We start from the raw sequence: 18,163 nt of genomic DNA, 5'->3' as shown, positions 1-18,163 counted from the left end.
CATGACCTCACCCGGATCCGACGGCGAGCTCGGGCGATTCCTGTCCATCGCCGACACGGCGGAGCTGCTCGCCGTCGATGTGGGCACCGTCGACGGGCTCATCCGCTCCGGCGAGCTCCCCGCCATCCGCATCGGCGAACGCGGCCCGTGGCGCGTCGAGCGGGCGCAGCTCGAAGTGTGGATCGACGAGCAGTACGAGGCGACCCGACGGCACACCGCGTGGAATCAGGGCGAGTTCGCCAACGTCGTCGAGTTCTCGGGCGTTCGACGCGGCGGCGTCCGCCCGGTCGACTGAGCCGGTTCCCCTCGACCGGGCCGACCACCGGCCAGCGTGACACCCGACCGACCCGTCAGCCGACCAACCCGTCAGTCGAACTGGGGCCGGGCGCTGAAGGCGCCGACCGTGAGGACGGCGCCAGCACAAGTCCATCACGGGATACCACGAATGGGCCGAACCCGCCGAGCCGATCGAACGCGCTCGCCTCAGAACACGACCGTCGAGATCCGCTCGAACGGCACGAGCCGATAGCCCCGGACCTCAGCCTCGCGGCGCGGCACTCCGCGTGCGTGCAGGGCGAGCTCGACGTGGTCGGCGCCGACGCGATCGATGGTGCCGTGCCAGTCGGCACCCGCGACGCCATGGACGAGCACCGGCGATCGGCGACGCGCGAGATCCCGCAGCAGGAAGCCGAATCCGATCCGAGCCGCAAGCGCCGTCGGCGACTCCGGAAGCGGCTCGAGACTCGCCGCGAGCTCGTCGCGAACCGGCAGGATCGCCTCAACGGCGGGGAAGTGCACGATCACCCGAGCGCCGAGGTGGACCTCCGCCCTGCCCGCCAGCCAGTCTCGGCCGATCGAATCCGGCACGAGGGTGAGCGCCCGCCCGTCGACGAGTTCGCAGCGCACCGGCAGCCCGGCGCCGTGCAGTGCACGGACGCGATCACGCAACGTCAGCCGGCCGAGCCGGTGCCGCTCCTCCTCGAGCGCGAGCGCGCGCTCCTCCTCGCGCTGCTCGTGATCGATCTGCGCGGCGAGGTCGTCGATCAGGCGTTCCCAGCGCATGCCGACGACCCTAGTCTGGGCGGGCACCCTCCGCCCTCGACTCTCCACAGGAGCCCGCTCGGCTTGACAGGGATTCCAGGCGCGCCTTAGCGTTCAAGCACGGATCCCCCACCTCCCCCGTCCGGGGGTGATCCGGTCGTCGGGCTGTCTCCGACGATCGCCACGATCCAGGAGCACGATGGCCCCGCACTTCGAGCCGGCGCACGCCGGCGACGCGTTCGACGAACCCGGCCCCCTCGACCGCGACGACTTCTTCGGGCCGCAGCCGGTCGGTCGCGCCGAGCTTCCCGACCCGATCCCGGTGCTTCGGAACCTCGCGCACTGCGTCGTCGAGGCCCTCGCCGGCGCGAGAGACCTCGAACAGTTGGCGCGCTGGGTGACGGACGACGTCTATCGCGGGCTCGAGAAGCGCGTCGCCCTCGCATCCCGCGCGAGGCGTGTTCGCGGTGCACGGCCGCACCGGCCGGTGTTCGCGATCGGCACCATCCGAGCCAGCGAGCCCGCCGACGGCGTCGTCGAAGCCGTGGTGCTCGTGCACCAGCGCCCGCGCACCCGTGCCATCGTCATCCGCATCGAGGGGTTCGACGCCCGTTGGCGGGCCTCGGTCCTCGGCGTGCTCTGAGCCGCACCGCCCGGCCTCCGTCCGGACGCGTCGAGCCCGCGGAGCGGCATCCTCCGGCGATCGACGCGGCATCCCCCGCCGGCCGACCGCCACGCGACGCGAGGAGGGCCGCGCATCGCTCGGATGCGCGGCCCTCCTCGGTCGAGTCTCGGCGGTGACCCGCTAGCGGCCCTTGCGGTCCTGCGCGCGCCGCTCGGCGCGGTTCTGCGGAGCCGCCTCGCCGGTGGCCTGCCCGAAGGCGCCCCGGGCACCGCCCTGGGTGGGCGCCTCGCCCGCGCCCTCGCTCTGCGACTCGGCAACCGCACGGCGAAGACGCTGCGTCGCGGCCTGCTGCAGCTGACCGCGCTGGTTGCGCACCTCGGCCTCGCCAGAATCGCTCGGCGCGGTGTAGCTGAGCTTCTCCTCGGGGGTGGCCTGCCGGCCGAGCCCCTTGGCCTCGATGTTCGGCCCCGCGACGCCGCCCTGCTGCGCGACCTCGACCTCGAGGTTGAACAGGAAGCCGACCGTCTCTTCGCGGATCGAGCCCATCATCTGCTGGAACATCGCGTAGCCCTCGCGCTGGTACTCGACCAGCGGATCGCGCTGCGCCATGGCGCGCAGGCCGATGCCGTCCTTCAGATAGTCCATCTCGTAGAGGTGGTCGCGCCAGCGGCGGTCGATCACCGAGAGGACGACGCGGCGCTCGAGCTCGCGCATCGCCGGGCTGCCGAGCTGCTCCTCGCGGCGCTGATAGGCGAGCTTCGCGTCGGAGAGGATCTCGCGGCGGATGAAGTCGCGGTTGACCCGCCCCTTCTCGCCGGCCTCGGCGACGACCTCGTCGATCGTGATGTCGATCGGGTAGAGCGTCTTGAGCTCGGTCCACAGCGCGTCGAGGTCCCACTCGTCGGGGTTGCCCTCGGCCGTGTGCTGGTCGAGCACCTCGTCGATGACGTTCTCGAGGAACGCCTGCGTGCGCTCGTGCAGGTCGTCGCCCTCGAGGATGTGCCGGCGGTCGGAGTAGATCGCCTCGCGCTGGCGGTTCAGCACATCGTCGTACTTCAGCACGTTCTTGCGGATCTCGGCGTTGCGCGCCTCGACCTGCGACTGCGCCGAACGGATGGCCCGGGAGACGACCTTCGACTCGATCGCCACGTCGTCGGGCACGCCGCGCGACATGATGCTCTCGGCCGCGCCGGCGTTGAACAGGCGCATGAGGTCGTCGGTGAGCGAGAGGTAGAAGCGGCTCTCGCCGGGGTCGCCCTGTCGACCGGAACGGCCGCGGAGCTGGTTGTCGATGCGTCGCGACTCGTGCCGTTCGGTGCCGAGCACGTACAGCCCACCGGCCTGGAGGACCTTCTCGCCCTCGGTCTCGACTTCGCGCTTCACCTCGGCGAAGACCTCGTCCCAGGTGGCCTCGTACTCCTCGGGCGTGTCGACCGGCGACAGGCCCTTCTCGTGCATGCGCTGCACGGCGATGAACTCGGCGTTGCCGCCCAGCATGATGTCGGTGCCTCGACCGGCCATGTTGGTGGCGACGGTGACGGCGCCGTGGCGGCCGGCCTGGGCGATGATCGCGGCCTCGCGCGCGTGGTTCTTCGCGTTCAGGACCTCGTGGCGCACGCCCTTCTTCGCGAGCAGCCGGGAGAGGTACTCGCTCTTCTCGACGCTCGTCGTGCCGACGAGCACCGGCTGGCCGTTCTTGTACCGCTCGACGATGTCCTCGACGACCTGCGCGAACTTCGACTCCTCGTTCTTGTAGACGAGGTCGGGCTGATCGATGCGCTGCATCGGCTTGTTCGTCGGGATCGGCACGACGCCGAGCTTGTACGTCGACATGAACTCGGCTGCCTCGGTCTCGGCGGTACCGGTCATGCCGGAGAGCTTCGAGTAGAGCCGGAAGTAGTTCTGCAGGGTGACGGTCGCGAGCGTCTGGTTCTCGGCCTTGACCTGCACGCCCTCCTTCGCCTCGATCGCCTGGTGGATGCCCTCGTTGTAGCGGCGGCCGACGAGGATGCGGCCGGTGTGCTCGTCGACGATCAGCACCTCGCCGTTCATCACGACGTAGTCCTTGTCCTTCTTGAACAGCGCCCGCGCCTTGATCGAGTTGTTCAGGAAGGAGATGAGCGGCGTGTTCGCCGACTCGTACAGGTTGTCGATGCCGAGGTAGTCCTCGACCTTCTCGATGCCGGGCTCGAGCACGCCGACGGTGCGCTTCTTCTCGTCGACCTCGAAGTCCTCGCCGGGGACGAGGCGTTCGGCGAGCCGGGCGAACTCGGTGAACCAGCGGTTCGCCTCGCCCGAGGCGGGGCCGGAGATGATGAGCGGCGTGCGCGCCTCGTCGATGAGGATCGAGTCGACCTCGTCGACGATGGCGAAGTAGTGACCGCGCTGCACCATGTCGGAGGCCTGCCACGCCATGTTGTCGCGCAGGTAGTCGAAGCCGAACTCGTTGTTCGTGCCGTAGGTGATGTCGGCCGCGTACTGCTCGCGTCGCTGCTGCGGGGTCTGCCCGGAGAGGATGCAGCCCGTCGTCATGCCGAGCGCGCGGAACACGCGGCCCATGAGCTCCGACTGGTACGAGGCGAGGAAGTCGTTCACGGTGATGATGTGGACGCCGCGACTCGTGAGGGCGTTGAGGTACGCCGCGGTCGTCGCGACGAGCGTCTTGCCCTCACCGGTCTTCATCTCGGCGATGTTGCCGAGGTGGAGCGCCGCCCCACCCATGAGCTGCACGTCGAAGTGACGAAGGCCGAGCGTGCGGCGAGAGGCCTCGCGCACGGCCGCGAACGCCTCGGGCAGCAGGTCGTCGAGCGACTCGCCGTTCGAGTAGCGCTCGCGAAGCTCGACGGTCTCGTGCTTCAGTTCCTCGTCGCTGAGGTCCTTGAAGTCGTCCTCGAGGGCGTTGATGGCCTTCGCGTAGTTCTCGAGGCGCTTGAGGGTGCGGCCCTCGCCGACGCGCAGGACCTTTTCCAGAATCGAAGCCACGAAATGCTCTCCCAGTGTCGTCGGCCGCACCCGCTCGGGTGGAGGGCGCGCCCGCTGCCGCCTGTGCAGACGGTCATCATAGCCATGCTAGTGGCCAGCGAGCTGGACACGAGCCGGATGCCGGGACGCCGGCGCCGGGCGCGGCGGCGCGCGTCGGGGCGGGCGGACGGACGTGACGCGGGGCATCCGATCTCGGACCGGATGCCCCGCGCGTTCCCACGTTCTAGGAGGCGACCGCCTCGCGTCCCTTCGTCACCGGGCTGTCGACGACGGCGTCAGCCTGCTCGTCGATGCCGATGACCCCGTAGTCCCAGCCCTTGCGGCGATAGACGACGCTCGGCCGGCCCGACTCGGAGTCGACGAAGAGGTAGAAGTCGTGTCCGACGAGTTCCATGAAGTACAGGGCCTCGTCGACCGACATCGGCGCGGAGGCGAACACCTTCCGCCGGATCACGACCGGGGTGTACACCTCGTCTTCGCCGTGGTCCTCCTGCTCGTCGACGACCGGGATGCTGCCGGTGCGGACCTGTTCGAGCACCTCCGCCCCCGCGGCCTGGACTCCGACTCCCGCGAAGCCCGCGTCGGCAGCTTCTCTGAGCGAGGTGGGCCGGTGCGCCCCACCCCGATGCACCTTCTTCCGATCCTTCGCCCGGCGGACCCGCTCGAGCAATCGCCCGAGCGCCACATCGAACGCGGCGTACTTGTCGCTGCCGTCCGCCTCCGCCCGGACGACGGGACCGCGCCCGACGAGCGTGAGCTCGACGCGGTCTGGACCGGGGTTGCCGTTCTTCTCGCTGTGGCGCACGAGCTTCACATCCAGCGCGATCGCACGCTCGGCCAGGTGCGAGACCTTCTCGGCCTTCTCTGTGACGTAGGCACGGAATCGATCGGTGACCCCAAGGTTGCGTCCGACGATGTTCAGTTCCATTACGGCCTCCATCTCCCGGCGTGTCACCCGGTTCTGAAGGGTGGTTGGACCACGCCTGTGCTGCCACCGTAGCCCGCTTCGGCTCGGTTGTCACGGAGAGTTCGCCGAGGATCTCCTGCGATGTTCATCACGGTGCAGCGGCGTCTCGGCCAGCACCGCGCACCCCACGACCTCGGCACCGCCAGATTCCAGCGCGGCCACCGCCGCGGCCAGCGTCGCCCCCGTCGTGAGCACGTCGTCGACCACCAGGAAGCGGCGCCCTCCGGCCCCGCGGGCCCGCAGCCAGCCCGACGCGTTGCGCCGGCGCGCCTCGGCGTCGAGACCCGCCTGATCGAGGTGTCCGGCGATCGGTCGCAGCACGCGCGCGGCGCGCAGGTCGAGCCGCGCGAGCAACCGGTCGACCGGGCGGTACCCGCGCGCCCGGATGGCCGACGGCGTCGACGGGATCGTGCAGAGTTCGATGCCGGCGCTCCCGGTGCGGTGGGCCGCGGCCCGGAGCGCCGCGTCGATCGACGCGGCGAGCGCGGGCACGAGCGCCGGGGCGGCGTCGGTGCGCCCGCCGTCCTTGTAGGCGCCGAGCACGGGGCGGACCGCTCCGCGGTAGGCGAGCCCCGCCCAGGCCGTGAGGGCCGTCCCGGCGCGGTCTCGGACGACGAGCCGCGGCGCCGGCACGAGCTCGGCCCGGCAGGCTCGGCAGACCGCCCGGTCGAACGCGCCGCAGCCGGCGCAGGAGACCGGGAGTGCGAGCGCGACCGCCTCGGCGACGGCGGCGCGGACCGCGGCGAACCTCATTCCGCCACCATTCCAGCGGGATTGCGCGCTGCCACGTCCGAGCGAGGATCCGTGGATGACGACGCCGGGGTCGGCGTGGGGACGGAGGGGCGCGACTCAGCCGGCGAGCTGGGTGCCGAGGAACCGCAGATCGCCCGCCCGGACCTGCCAGCCGACCCCGCTCACCGTCTCGAGCTCGCCGGCCGTGGTGAGCACCCGGTACTCCCGAGGGCTCGCCGCCGCGTCGATCTGCACGCCCCCCGCCGGTCCGTCGCGACGGGTGGCGAGCCCGCCCAGCACCTGGCTCACGATCGCGCTGCCGCCCTCCGCGGAGGTCAACGAGGCCACGGTCGTCTGGTCGAGCCAGCTGACGTCCTCGGCCGCACCGGCCTCGCCGGCCAGCACGAGCTGCACCGAACCGATCGACTGGGGCGCACCGGCGGCCGTCCGGCCCACGGAGACCGCGACGAAGCGGCTCCCCGTGCCGTCGTCGAGGAGCGCGACGAGCCTCGTGCCGTCCGGGGAGAGTTCCATCGAGGCGATGGTGTTCGCCGTCCAGGGCGGGGTGAGCGCCACCGTGGTGCCGTCCGTGCCCGTGGCGCGGATCTCGCGCGCCGCCCCGGCCGGCACGGTCCAGATGTACCCCTGCCCGTCGATGGCGGGCGCGATCAGCCCGTCGCGATCGTCGACGCGGACCGGCTGCTCGTCCGGGCGGACGCGATAGACGTCGCCCTCCACCGAGCGGACCGCCGCCGACTGCGCTTCCGGGGCGAGCGCCGCCGCCGTCGGCAGCAGCGCCGCGACCTGGTCGGACAGCCCGGGGATCGGCTCGATCCCGCCGCCGTTGGCGACGAGACGGCCGAAGGTGGTGCCGTCGTAGACGACGGGCCTCGAGTCGCCGACCGGGTCGGTCACGGCGGCGAAGGTGAGCGCGCCACCCTGGACCGTCCCGTCGAGCGAGAGCTGCACGTCGTCCACGTTCGGCACCGAGGCGAGGCTCTCCTTCAGCTGGAAGCGCATGCGTTGCGACGCCAGCTCGTCATCGGCCGGCACGCCCTCGAGCGAGACGTCGGCGATGCCGCCGTCGATCGGGACCGCGTCCGGATCGAGCCGCACCCCCTCGGGGAACGCCGAGACCACGCCGGCGTCGAGCCAGTCCGCCGGGCCGGCGAGGAGCGCCCGCACGATGCTCGTCTGCACCGACTCGCGCCCCGCGAACCAGCGCACGTCCGGCACCGCGAAGCGGAAGTCGCGATCGTAGTAGTAGAGGGTGTGGGTGCGGTACACGCGGGAGAAGTTCGACTCGTCCATCAGCACGCCGGCGGGGGCCTCGCTGATCCGCCACTCGCCGCCGACCCGCGCGAAGCGGTAGTCGAGCTGGATCGGCGCCTGCGACTGCGCCGCCTGGTACTGCCCGTTCGCCGCGAGTTCCGCGGCCGGCACCGCGTCGATCCGGAGCTCGCCGTCGTTCACGCGGACCGTGTCGCGATCGGCGAATCGGTCGATCGTGGCGCCCTCGCCCGGCTGCCACTCGTCGGCGAACTCGGGCGCCAGGTACTGCCTCGCCACGGCGTAGTTGCTCCGCGGGCTCGTCGCCGCGTTGATGAAGCCGCGGAGGATCTCCTCCTGGCTCGCGCCCTCCGTCGGCGAGGGGGCCTGCAGGTCGAGCTCGAGCGCCTCGTCGCCCGTGCCCGGGCTGCCGGCGTTCACCCCGCCGGAGCTCGGCAGCGACGCACAGCTCGCCAGCAGCAGGGCGGCGAGCGCCGCCGCGGCGAGCGCGATCCCCCTACGCATCGGGCACCCCCAGGCTCTTCGTGTCGGTCGTCATCGCGTTCGGCGCCCCGGGCCCGACGGCCTCCGGGTCGACCGGGATCAGCGGCAGCGGCGAGGAGGCGATCTCGCCGCCGGCCATCCGCGGCACAGTCAGCCGGAAGAGCGTGCCGACGCCGGGCCGAGACCAGACGTCGAGCGCGCCGCCGTGGGCGACCGCGTCCTCGAGCGAGATCGCGAGCCCGAGCCCGGTGCCGCCGATCGTCCGGGTCCGGCTCGGGTCGGCGCGCCAGAACCGGTCGAAGACGTGCGACTGCTCCTCGTCGCTCATCCCGAGCCCGTAGTCGCGGACGCTCAGCGCGACCGCCTGCTCGTTCGAGTCGACGGCGATCACGATGGGCCGTCCCTCGCCGTGCTCGATCGCGTTGCCGAGGAGGTTGCGGACGATGCGACGGATCCGCCGGGGGTCGACGTGCGCGTCGAGGTGGCCGCCGGGCGCGTCGAGGCGGAGCTCGCTGCCGCGCTCCTGCGCGAGCTCGTGCATCGACTCGATGGCGTCGCCCGCCAGGTGCACCAGGTTCGTCGGCTCGGTCGCGAGCTCCACCGAGCCGGCGTCGTATCGACTGATCTCGAGGAGGTCGGCGAGGAGCTGCTCGAAGCGGTCGGTCTGGGTGTGCAGGAGCTCGACCGTCCTCGCCGTCGGGCCCGGGAAGTCGTCGCGCTGGCCGTAGAGCACGTCCCCCGCGAGCCGGATGGTCGTGAGCGGCGTGCGGAGTTCGTGCGAGACGTCGGACACGAAGCGCTGCTGCACGACCGAGAGCTCGGCGAGCTCGCGGATGCGGGCCTGCAGGCTGTCGGCCATGCCGTTGAAGGAGGCCGCGAGCGTGGCGAGCTCGTCCTCGCCCTTCTCCGGCATCCGCACGCCGAGGTCGCCGGCCGCGAGCCGTCGGCTGGTCACGGCCGCGGTGCGGATCGGTTCGATGACCCACCGCACGACGAGGAGGGTGATGACCGCGAGCAGCGCGAGCAGCGCGATCGCCCCGACGATGCCCGTGGCCTGCATCTGGTCGAGGGTCTGCTGGGCGTCCGCGAAGTCGTAGCCGATGTACAGCTCGTAGCGCCCGGCACCGGGCACCTGCAGGTCGGAGCCGACCACCACCCCGGGGTCCGTCCCGCCCTCGCCGTCGTCGAGCGCGACCGACTGCCAGAACTGGCCGCCGGGGTTCTCCTGCACCCGTTCGCGCAGCTCGTCGCTGAGGACCGCCTCGAGGCCGGGCGCGATGCTGCCGAGGGGGGCGATCGTCGACGGGTCCTGGTCGGGCGCGCGGTACACGCCGATGAGCGAGCTGCCCGAGCTCGACTGCACGATCTTCACCGTCGAGTCCATCAGGGACTGCATGGCCGCCTGGTCGGAGGCGTCGGAGGGGTTCAGGATGCGCTGCGCCGCCGCGGTCGCGTTGTTGGACGAGCCCAGCACCTGCTCGAGCTGCGTCTGGAAGAGATTGGAGGCGACGCTGAAGCTGATGTACAGCCCGATCACGAGGATGGCGAGCCCGGACAACGCCAGGGTGATCAGCACGGTGCGGAACTGCAGCGAGTGGCGCCACAGGGTCGCCAGCCGCCGCGGGATGCCTCGCCAGCGGCCGATCCGCAGCGTCGCCGGCGCCGCCTCGGCCGTGCTCATGGGCTAGGTGGTGGCGCCGGCGCGGTAGCCCACGCCGCGCACGGTCATGACGATGCGGGGGTTGTCCGGGTCGTGCTCGACCTTGGCCCGGAGGCGCTGGACGTGCACGTTCACGAGCCGGGTGTCGGCCTTGTAGTGGTAGCCCCAGACCTGTTCGAGGAGCATCTCGCGGGTGAACACTTGCTGCGGTTTCGCGGCGAGGGTGTGCAGCAGGTCGAACTCGAGCGGTGTGAGGTTGATGCGCTCGTCGCCGCGCCGCACCTCGTGCCCCGCGACGTCGATGACGAGATCGCCGACGCCGAGCGTCTCGGGAGCCTGCTCGGGGGCGGGGCGCAGGCGCGTGCGGATGCGGGCGATGAGCTCCTTCGGATTGAAGGGCTTCACGATGTAGTCGTCCGCGCCCGACTCGAGGCCGCGCACGACATCGGTCGTGTCGCTCTTCGCCGTGAGCATGATGATCGGGGTCCCCGACTCGGCGCGGATGCGGCCGCAGACCTCGATGCCGTCCATGCCGGGCAGCATGAGATCGAGGAGCACGAGATCCGGTCGCGCCTCGCGGAACGCCTCGACGGCCTGCGCGCCGTCGGCGCAGAACAGCGGCTCGAAGCCCTCGGAACGCAGCACGATGCCGATCATCTCGGCGAGGGCCGTGTCGTCGTCGACGACCAGGATGCGTTGGGACATCGATTCACATCTCCGCTCGGGCCGGGGCTTCTGCGACGTGGCCGGTCGTCCAAGCGTAGCCGCTCGACGACGGACGAGGCTGGAACCCGGCGTTCCCCGGCCGGACAGTGCGGGGCGGACGCGCGTCCCGCGCTGGATGTGAAAGCATGGGGAGACCGCCGGAAGGAGCCCTTCGTGACCGATCCGCAGTGGCAGGCGCCCGGACAGGGCGCGTGGCCGCCGCCGGTGAACGGCGGGACTCCCGCGGGCGGGTGGGCGGCGCCCGGCGCACCGCAGCCCGGGTACGGCGCACCCCAGCCGGGATACGGCGCACCCCAGCCGGGATACGGCCCGCCCCAGCCGCCCGGGTACGGCGCACCCCAGCCCGGCTGGACGCCGCCGCCGAAGCCGGGCCTCCTGCCGCTCCGCCCGCTCGGGTTCGGCACCCTCATGTGGGCGCCGTTCCGCACCCTGCGGCGCAACCCCGGCCCCGTGCTCGGCAGCGGCCTCATCGTGCAGCTCGTCGTGGCGCTCACGACCGTCGGCGCGTTCGTCCCGTTCTTCTTCGCCATGACGTCGCGGGTCGGGTCCGCGAGCGCCGCCGACCAGGATGCCGTCACCGCCGGCGCCATCGGCGGCTTCCTCCTCCTGATGCTGATCCCGCTGGCGCTGTCCGTCGTGGGCAGCGCGTTCCTGCAGGGCATCATGGTCGTCGAGGTGGCGAGCAGCACCCTCGGCGAGCGGCTCCGCTTCGGCGAGCTCTGGCGACGCACCGCCCGGCGCATCTGGCCCCTCATCGGCTGGACGCTCCTCGTCGCGCTCGCGGTCATCATCGCGATCGTCGCGCTCGTGCTGTTCGGCATCCTCGTGGGCGTCGGCTTCGCATCGACCACGTCCGGCGGAGTCGGCGGGGTCGTCGCGACCGTGCTCATCATCGGCGTCGTCGCCCTCGCCATCGGGGCGGTCGCCGTCTGGTTGGCCGTCAAGCTCTCCCTGGTGCCGAGCGTCATCGTGATGGAGGGGGCCGGGGTCGGGCGCGGGATCGCACGGTCGTGGCAGCTCACGAACGGGTACTTCTGGCGCACCTTCGGCGTCGAGGCCCTCGTGGCCGTGATCCTCTCCTTCGCCGCGCAGCTCGTGACCACGCCCGTCAGCCTCATCGGCGGCATCATCGCCGGCCTCGTCGACCCGACCGGCACGGGCAGCGGCACGGGGGCGATCATCGCCGTGTACGCCATCTCGATGGTGCTCTCGCTCGTCATCGGCGCGGTCACGGCCGTCGTCCAGTCCGCCGTCGTGGCGGTCGTCTACGTCGACCTCCGCATGCGCAAGGAGGGACTCGACCTCGTCCTGCAACGGCACGTCGAGCTCCGCGAGGCGGGCTACCCGGTCGGCGACCCCTTCGCGCCGTCCGCGACGCCCTCCGCGACCGCGCCGACCTGGGCTTGAGCCCCGTGCGCATCGAGATCCCGGTCGATCCGGACGCCGAGGAGGCCCGGCGGTGGCTCATCGACGAGCTGGCGAAGCCGGAGTACCGTGCGGCGGAGCCGAGCTGGTTCGACCGGCTGATGCAGCGCATCGGCGAGGCGCTGAACGAGCTGTTCTCCGGCGCGGGCGGGGTCCCGCAGCCGTTCGTCATCGGCATCGTGGTGCTGATCGTGGTCGCACTCGTCGTGGTCGGCCTGCTGGTCTTCGGCCTCCCGAGGCTCCGCCGTCGGCGGGCCGCGCAGGTGCCGCTGTTCGACGACCGCGACGTCCGGGGGCTCGACGAGCTCCGTCGGGCCGCCGAGCTCGCGGCGCAGGCGGGCGACTGGCCGCTCGCGATCGAGGAGCGGTTCCGGGCGCTCGCCCGCGGTCTCGTCGAGCGCGAGCTCGTGCGCATCCACCCCGGCACGACCGCGCACGCGATCGCGACCGCCGCGGCGACGCCGTTCCCCGACGCCTCGGCCGCGCTGCAGCAGGGCGCGCGCGCGTTCGACGAAGTCCGCTATCTGGGCCGCAGCGGCGGGGTGGCGGAGTACGAGCAGCTCACCGAGCTCGAGACGAGGCTCGCCGCCACGACGCCGAGTGAACCGGCGCCCGCCCGGCCGGCGGTGCCCGTATGAGCCGCCGGGAGGCGCCGCCCGCCGAGCAGGACGCGGCCGGCCCCGCCCAGGCGACCTCGCTCACCCCGACGCTCCGGGGCGGGCTCCGTCGTGCGCGCACCTGGATCGCCATCGCCGCCGTCGCGATCCTCGGGGCGGCCGCCCTGATCCTGCTCCAGGGAGCACCGGGGGGCGGCGGCCCCGCGCTCGGCGCGGACAACCCCGGTCCCGCCGGGGCGAAGGCCGTCGTCGAAGTGCTCCGCGCACAGGGCGTCGACGTCCGCGAGGTGTCGGCCTTCGACGACGCCGAGGACGCCGCCCGTGCGGGAGCGACCGTCGTCGTCGCCGACTCCGCGGGCTTCCTCGACCCCGATCGCCTCGCCGAGCTCAGCCACGCGGCCGAGCGGCTCGTCGTCGTCGAACCTGGCTTCGCCTCGCTCTCCGCACTCGTCGACGGGGTGCGGCTCGCCGGCGCTGCGAGCGGGGCGATCGAAGGAGCCGACTGCCGCCTCCCGGCGGCGGAGCGGGCCGGGACCCTGTCGGACGGGCAACGGCTGCTCCGCGTCGACGACGAGGCACAGGCCGAGGGCTGGCAGGGCTGCTTCCCCGACGGCGAGTTCGGCGTCGCCGTCGCCGAAGGGCCGAGCGAGGGCGGCCGCGTCGCGATCGTCGCCGCGGCCACGGCGTTCGCGAACGACACCGTCGACGAGGCCGGGAACGCCGCGCTCGCGCTCGGGCTGCTCGGGCAGACCGCCGAGCTCGCCTGGTATGTCCCCGGCATCGAGGACGTCGACGCGTCCACGGCTCCCACCCTCGGCGAGCTCACCCCGGGCTGGGTCACCCCGACCATCCTGCTCGCCATCGTGCTCGTCGTCGTGGCGGCCGTCTGGCGGGGCCGCCGCTTCGGGCCGCTCGTCGCGGAGGACCTCGTCGTCGACGTCCCGGTCGCCGAGACGAGAGAGGGCCGCGCACGCCTCTACGAGCGCAGCGCGGTGCGCACCCACGCGCTCGATCAGCTCAGGATCGGCGCGCTCGGCCGGCTGACCGGCGTGCTGAAGCTGCCTCGCTCGGCGGACGCCCGAGAGATCGCCCTCGCCGCCGCGCTGGCGACCGGCCGCGACCCGTACGCCACCGAGCGGCTGCTCGTCGGCGAGGAGCCCGCCGACGACCGGCGGCTGGTCGAGCTCGCCGCCGGCATCCACGAGCTCGAGGCCGAGGTGCGGCGAACGCTCCGGCCCGACGCCGACCTCACGCAGACCACCGAACGACCAGGAAGGCCCTCATGACCGACCCCATCCAGACGGACGCCGAGCTGCGCGACGCCCTGAACCGTGTGCGCGCCGAAGTCGGCAAGGCCGTCGTCGGCCAGGACGGCGCGATCACGGGCCTCATCATCGCGCTGCTCGCCGACGGCCACGTGCTCCTCGAGGGGGTGCCCGGCGTCGCCAAGACGCTGCTCGTGCGCACCCTGAGCCGCACCCTCCGGCTCGAGACCCGCCGGCTGCAGTTCACCCCCGACCTGATGCCGGGCGATGTCACGGGCTCCCTCGCCTACGACCCGCGCTCCGGGGAGTTCGCGTTCCGCGAGGGCCCGGTGTTCACGAATCTGCTCCTCGCCGACGAGATCAACCGCACGCCGCCGAAGACCCAGTCCGCGCTGCTCGAGGCCATGGAGGAACGGCAGGTCTCCGCCGACGGCGTCACCCGCCCCCTCCCCGACCCGTTCCTCGTGGCGGCCACCCAGAACCCCATCGAATACGAGGGCACCTACTCGCTGCCCGAGGCGCAGCTCGACCGCTTCCTGATGAAGCTCGTGCTCGAGGTGCCCGAGCGCGACGCGGAGTTCGCGATGCTGCGCCGGCACGCCGACGGATTCAGCCCCCACGATCTGGCGGCCGCCGGAGTCGAGCCCGTGCTCTCGGCCGGCGAGCTCGCCGCCGCGCGGGCCGCCGCGGGCCGGGTCGGCGCCTCCGACGACGTGCTCGCGTACCTCGTCGACCTGGCCCGGGCCACCCGCCGCGCGCCGTCGCTCCGGCTCGGCGTCAGCCCCCGCGCGGCGACGGGGCTGCTCGCGGCGGCGAAGGCGTGGGCCTGGCTGACCGGCTACGATCGGCTGACCCCCGACCACGTGCAGGCGATGCTGCTGCCGGTCTGGCGTCACCGCGTCCAGCTGCGGCCCGAGGCCGAGCTCGAGGGCGTCGCCGTCGACCAGGTGCTGCGCGGCATCGTCCAGCAGGTTCGGGTTCCCCTCTGAGATGACCATCTCCGGGAGGTTCGTCCTGCTCCTCGCGCTCGGCGTCGTGCCGGTCGTCGCGGCGGGCGTGCTCGCGAGCGCCGCGTCGGGCGCGCCGTTCCCCGCGGACGCGGCGGCGGCCGGGGCCCAGGCGGCGTGGCTCGCGCTGCTCGCCTGGGCGGCGCTCAGCATCGGCCTCGGGGCGATCGACCTCTCGCTTGCGGCGTCGCCTCGGCGGATCGCGCTCCAGCGTGAGCTGCCCGCCCGGGTCCGGCTCGGCGAGCCGGCGGATTCGCAGCTCATCGTGCAGAACCTCGGCCCGCGCCTGCTGCGCGCCGTGGTCCGCGACGGCTGGCAGCCCTCCGCCGGCGTGACGGGCGCGAACCGCACGCGCCTCCGGATCCCCGCCGGCGAACGCCGACGCGTCGCCCTCGTGCTCGTGCCCCGGCGGCGAGGCGATCGTCGCGTCGAGCAGGTCACCGTCCGCAGCGCCGGGCCGCTCGGCCTGTGGTCGCGGCAGGCCACCCTCGCCGCCCCCGGAGTGCTGCGCGTCCTGCCGCCGTTCGCGTCCCGGGTGCACCTGCCCTCGCGACTGACCCGCCTGAGAGAGCTCGACGGCCGGACGCCGCTCCTGATCCGCGGGCAGGGCACCGAGTTCGACTCCATCCGCGAGTACGTGCGGGGCGACGACGTCCGATCGATCGACTGGCGGGCGACCGCGCGCCGCACCGACCCGGATGCCCCGGGCGGCACGCGGCTCATGGTGCGCACCTGGCGCCCGGAGCGCGATCGGCGCATCGTGATCGTCACGGACACCTCGCGCACCGCCGCGGCCCGCATCGCCGACGAGCCGCGACTCGACACTGCGTTCGAGGCATCCCTGCTGCTGTCCGCCCTCGCCTCGCACGCCGGCGACCGGATCGACTGGCTCGCCTGGGACCGCCGCGTCCGGGGGCGCGTCCACGGGGCGAACGGCGCCGAGCTGCTCGCGAGGCTCGTGGACGCCATGGCGACCATCGACCCCGAGCTCATCGAGGCCGACTGGTCGGCGGTGCCGGCGCACGTGCGCCGCCTCACGAGCCGTCGGGCGCTCGTCGTCATCCTCACCGGCGTGGACTCCCCCGCGAACGCCGCCGGACTGCTCGCCATGCTCCCCCAGCTGACCGCCCGGCACCTCGTCATCGTCGCCTCCGTGGCCGACCCCGAGGCCGTCGCCGCGAGCACGCGCACGAACGATCTCGACGAGGTCTACCATGCCGCCGCCGCCGAGCGAGGCCTCCTCGACGGGGCACGGGTCGAGGCGGCCATCCGGCGCCTCGGCGCCGAGACCGTCAGCGCCCCTCCGCACGAGCTCCCGCCGGCCCTCGCCGACCGGTATCTGGCGTTGAAGGCGGCAGGCCGACTGTAGGCCCCCGCGCACGCGGAGACTCCCGCCGTCATCCGACGTCGTGGCACGACACACCGGCGCGGCTCGCCGCGGCGGCGATCCCCGTTGTCGATAGGCTCATGCCCGGCGCGGAGGGGTCCCGCGCCGTTTCGTCGCCCCCGCAGGGGGCGATTCGTCTCCAAGGAAAGGACACCAGCATGGCCGGAACGGCCGCCCCCTCGACGGGGCAGAAGCTCACCGCCGAACTCCTCGGCACCTTCATCCTCGTCTTCGGCGTCATCGGCGCGGCGATCTTCTCGTCCGCCGACGCCACCCTCCTCGGTGTCGCCTTCGCGCTCGGCCTCAGCGTGCTCGTCGGGGTCTACGCCTTCGGCCCGATCTCGGGCGGGCACTTCAACCCGGCCGTCACCCTCGGCCTCGCCGTCGCGGGCCGCTTCGCCTGGAAGGACGTCGCCGGGTACCTCGTCGCACAGATCGTCGGCGGCATCCTGGGTGCCGTCGTCCTCCTCGGCATCGTCGCGAGCGCGCCCGGCGCCGACGTCGTCGCCACGTTCCGTGCGGCGTCAACGGGCTACGACGAGCTCTCGCCCGACGGGTACGGCCTCGGCGCGTTCTTCATCGCCGAGATCGTCGCGACCGCGGTGTTCCTGTTCGTCATCCTCGGCGTGACCTCGGCCGGACGCTCGGCGGCGAACCTCGCGCCGCTCGCCATCGGCCTCACCCTGACCGTGCTGGTGCTCGTCGCCGGTCCGATCACCAACGGCTCGTTCAACCCGGCCCGCTCGATCGCGACCGCGGTCTTCGGCGGCGGCGACGCGCTCGTGCAGCTCTGGGCGTCGATCGTCGCCCCGATCGTCGGCGGCCTCGTCGCCGGCGTGATCTACAAGGCGGTCTTCGATCGCACGACGAAGCTCACCGCCTGAGCCTCTCGACCACGATGGCGGATGTCCCGGACGGGGCATCCGCCATCGGCGTCTCCGGGCCGGTCAGCCGGCGACGATGCGACGCTCGCCCGAGTCGAACTCGGAGAGATCGCCGGTCTCTCCCGCCTTCGCGGCGCGACGGCCGAGCCCCAGCATCGTGAACAGGAAGGCGGCGAGCGCGAGCGCGCCGATGCCGATCTTCACCGCCCACGGCCAGGGCTGCGGGGTGACGAAGCCCTCGATGAGGCCGGCGACGAACAGCCAGAACACGAGGCCGATCGCGATGGTGAACAGTGCCCTGGCCTCCGAGGCGAGCGCGGAGCTGCGGCTGCGTCGGCCGGGTGCGATCCAGGCCCAGAAGATGCGAAGCCCGGCGGCTGCGGCGACGAAGACGCTGGTGAGCTCGAGCAGCCCGTGCGGGGCGATGTAGAGGAAGAAGGTGTCGGCCTCGTCGAAGTGCAGCATGATGCCGGCCATGACGCCGAGGTTCTGCGCGTTCTGCAGCAGCACCCACGGCACCCAGACGCCGACGACGCCGAACGCGACGCACTGCGCGGCGATCCAGGCGTTGTTCGTCCAGACCGAGCCGGCGAAGGAGCCGGCGGGGTGCTCGGAGTAGTAGGCGGCGAAGCCCTCGTCGGCGATCTGCTCGAGCTCGGCCTCGCTGCCGAGGTTCGCGATCACCCTCGGGTCGGAGAGCACCCACGAGGCGAAGAGCGCCGCGACGACGACGGTCGCGACGGCCACGGCGAGGGTCACCCAGCGCACCCGGTAGAGCGCCGCGGGCAGCGAGACGAGCCAGAAGCGGGTGAACTGCCGGAGCGGGTTCTCGGGAACCCCGGTGAACCGGAGCCGCGCGCGGGCGAGCAGGATCGAGACTCGGTCGCCGAGCGCCGTCGAGCCCGCCGTCGTCTGCACCGCCGAGAGGTCGGAGGCGGCGGACTGGTAGCGCTCGATCAGCTCGTCGGTCTCCCGGCCGTCGAGCCGGCGCTGCCGGGTGAGCGCGTCGAGGCGCTGCCAGTCATCGGCACGGGCTGCGGCGAGAGCGTCGAGATCCATCTGCTTGAATACT

16 protein-coding genes are annotated in these 18,163 nt (G+C 72.7%); 8 read left to right on the top strand and 8 right to left on the bottom strand.

Annotated features, from left to right (window positions below; translation table 11 throughout):
- The first annotated feature begins 1 nt into the window (after position 1).
- A complete protein-coding gene (locus tag M3147_RS04850; RefSeq protein WP_251202353.1) occupies positions 2-295 on the top strand; it encodes a helix-turn-helix domain-containing protein in 294 nt (97 codons plus the stop codon).
- 188 nt (positions 296-483) lie between these two features.
- Here M3147_RS04850 and M3147_RS04845 read toward each other — a convergent pair whose 3' ends face one another.
- The gene (locus M3147_RS04845) at positions 484-1,062 is read right to left on the bottom strand and encodes a hypothetical protein (protein ID WP_251202352.1); all 579 of its coding nucleotides are present in this window, start codon (positions 1,060-1,062) and stop codon (positions 484-486) included.
- A gap of 178 nt (positions 1,063-1,240) precedes the next feature.
- Here M3147_RS04845 and M3147_RS04840 point away from each other — a divergent pair, with 178 nt between their 5' ends.
- Entirely contained in the window at positions 1,241-1,684 is a 444-nt protein-coding gene (locus M3147_RS04840) for an Rv3235 family protein (protein WP_251202351.1), read from the top strand.
- A 162-nt stretch (positions 1,685-1,846) separates the two neighbouring features.
- Here M3147_RS04840 and secA read toward each other — a convergent pair whose 3' ends face one another.
- From secA to mtrA, 6 genes are all read right to left on the bottom strand, one after another.
- Positions 1,847-4,648, bottom strand: a complete 2,802-nt coding sequence (secA, locus tag M3147_RS04835; RefSeq protein ID WP_251202350.1) for a preprotein translocase subunit SecA — start codon at positions 4,646-4,648, stop codon at positions 1,847-1,849.
- Positions 4,649-4,871: 223 nt separating this feature from the next.
- A complete protein-coding gene (hpf, locus tag M3147_RS04830) occupies positions 4,872-5,576 on the bottom strand; it encodes a ribosome hibernation-promoting factor, HPF/YfiA family (RefSeq protein WP_251202349.1) in 705 nt (234 codons plus the stop codon).
- Between the two features lie 90 nt (positions 5,577-5,666).
- Positions 5,667-6,368, bottom strand: coding sequence for a ComF family protein (locus M3147_RS04825; protein WP_251202348.1), 702 nt, complete (start codon positions 6,366-6,368; stop codon positions 5,667-5,669).
- Positions 6,369-6,464: 96 nt separating this feature from the next.
- Positions 6,465-8,141, bottom strand: coding sequence for an LpqB family beta-propeller domain-containing protein (locus M3147_RS04820; RefSeq protein WP_251202347.1), 1,677 nt, complete (start codon positions 8,139-8,141; stop codon positions 6,465-6,467).
- Positions 8,134-9,801: an MtrAB system histidine kinase MtrB gene (gene mtrB, locus M3147_RS04815; protein WP_251202346.1), complete on the bottom strand. Its 1,668-nt coding sequence runs from the start codon at positions 9,799-9,801 to the stop codon at positions 8,134-8,136. The genes M3147_RS04820 and mtrB overlap by 8 nt, the downstream gene beginning before the upstream one ends.
- 3 nt (positions 9,802-9,804) lie before the next feature.
- Positions 9,805-10,485: an MtrAB system response regulator MtrA gene (mtrA, locus tag M3147_RS04810; RefSeq protein ID WP_251202345.1), complete on the bottom strand. Its 681-nt coding sequence runs from the start codon at positions 10,483-10,485 to the stop codon at positions 9,805-9,807.
- 174 nt (positions 10,486-10,659) lie between these two features.
- Between mtrA and M3147_RS04805 the strand changes: the two genes are divergently transcribed.
- The 6 genes from M3147_RS04805 (at position 10,660) to M3147_RS04780 (ending at position 17,091) form a co-directional block, all read left to right on the top strand.
- A complete protein-coding gene (locus tag M3147_RS04805; protein WP_251202344.1) occupies positions 10,660-11,913 on the top strand; it encodes a hypothetical protein in 1,254 nt (417 codons plus the stop codon).
- Between the two features lie 5 nt (positions 11,914-11,918).
- Complete coding sequence (locus M3147_RS04800) at positions 11,919-12,569, top strand: DUF4129 domain-containing protein (RefSeq protein WP_251202343.1); 651 nt, start codon at positions 11,919-11,921, stop codon at positions 12,567-12,569.
- Positions 12,566-13,834: a DUF4350 domain-containing protein gene (locus tag M3147_RS04795; protein ID WP_251202342.1), complete on the top strand. Its 1,269-nt coding sequence runs from the start codon at positions 12,566-12,568 to the stop codon at positions 13,832-13,834. Before M3147_RS04800 ends, M3147_RS04795 begins: the two co-directional genes overlap by 4 nt.
- Positions 13,831-14,802, top strand: a complete 972-nt coding sequence (locus M3147_RS04790; RefSeq protein WP_251202341.1) for an AAA family ATPase — start codon at positions 13,831-13,833, stop codon at positions 14,800-14,802. Before M3147_RS04795 ends, M3147_RS04790 begins: the two co-directional genes overlap by 4 nt.
- A 1-nt stretch (position 14,803) precedes the next feature.
- Positions 14,804-16,189 (top strand): DUF58 domain-containing protein, encoded by a 1,386-nt coding sequence (locus M3147_RS04785; protein WP_251202340.1) that lies wholly within the window; start codon positions 14,804-14,806, stop codon positions 16,187-16,189.
- A 176-nt stretch (positions 16,190-16,365) separates the two neighbouring features.
- Positions 16,366-17,091, top strand: coding sequence for an aquaporin (locus tag M3147_RS04780; RefSeq protein WP_251202339.1), 726 nt, complete (start codon positions 16,366-16,368; stop codon positions 17,089-17,091).
- A 63-nt stretch (positions 17,092-17,154) separates the two neighbouring features.
- Here M3147_RS04780 and M3147_RS04775 read toward each other — a convergent pair whose 3' ends face one another.
- Positions 17,155-18,150, bottom strand: a complete 996-nt coding sequence (locus tag M3147_RS04775) for a stage II sporulation protein M (RefSeq protein ID WP_251202338.1) — start codon at positions 18,148-18,150, stop codon at positions 17,155-17,157.
- Positions 18,151-18,163: the final 13 nt, after the last annotated feature.

The organism is Agromyces mediolanus (assembly GCF_023715325.1).
GTDB lineage: Bacteria > Actinomycetota > Actinomycetes > Actinomycetales > Microbacteriaceae > Agromyces > Agromyces mediolanus_A.
Note: the sequence above shows the minus strand (reverse complement) of the source record. Positions and strands in the feature narration are given on the sequence as shown.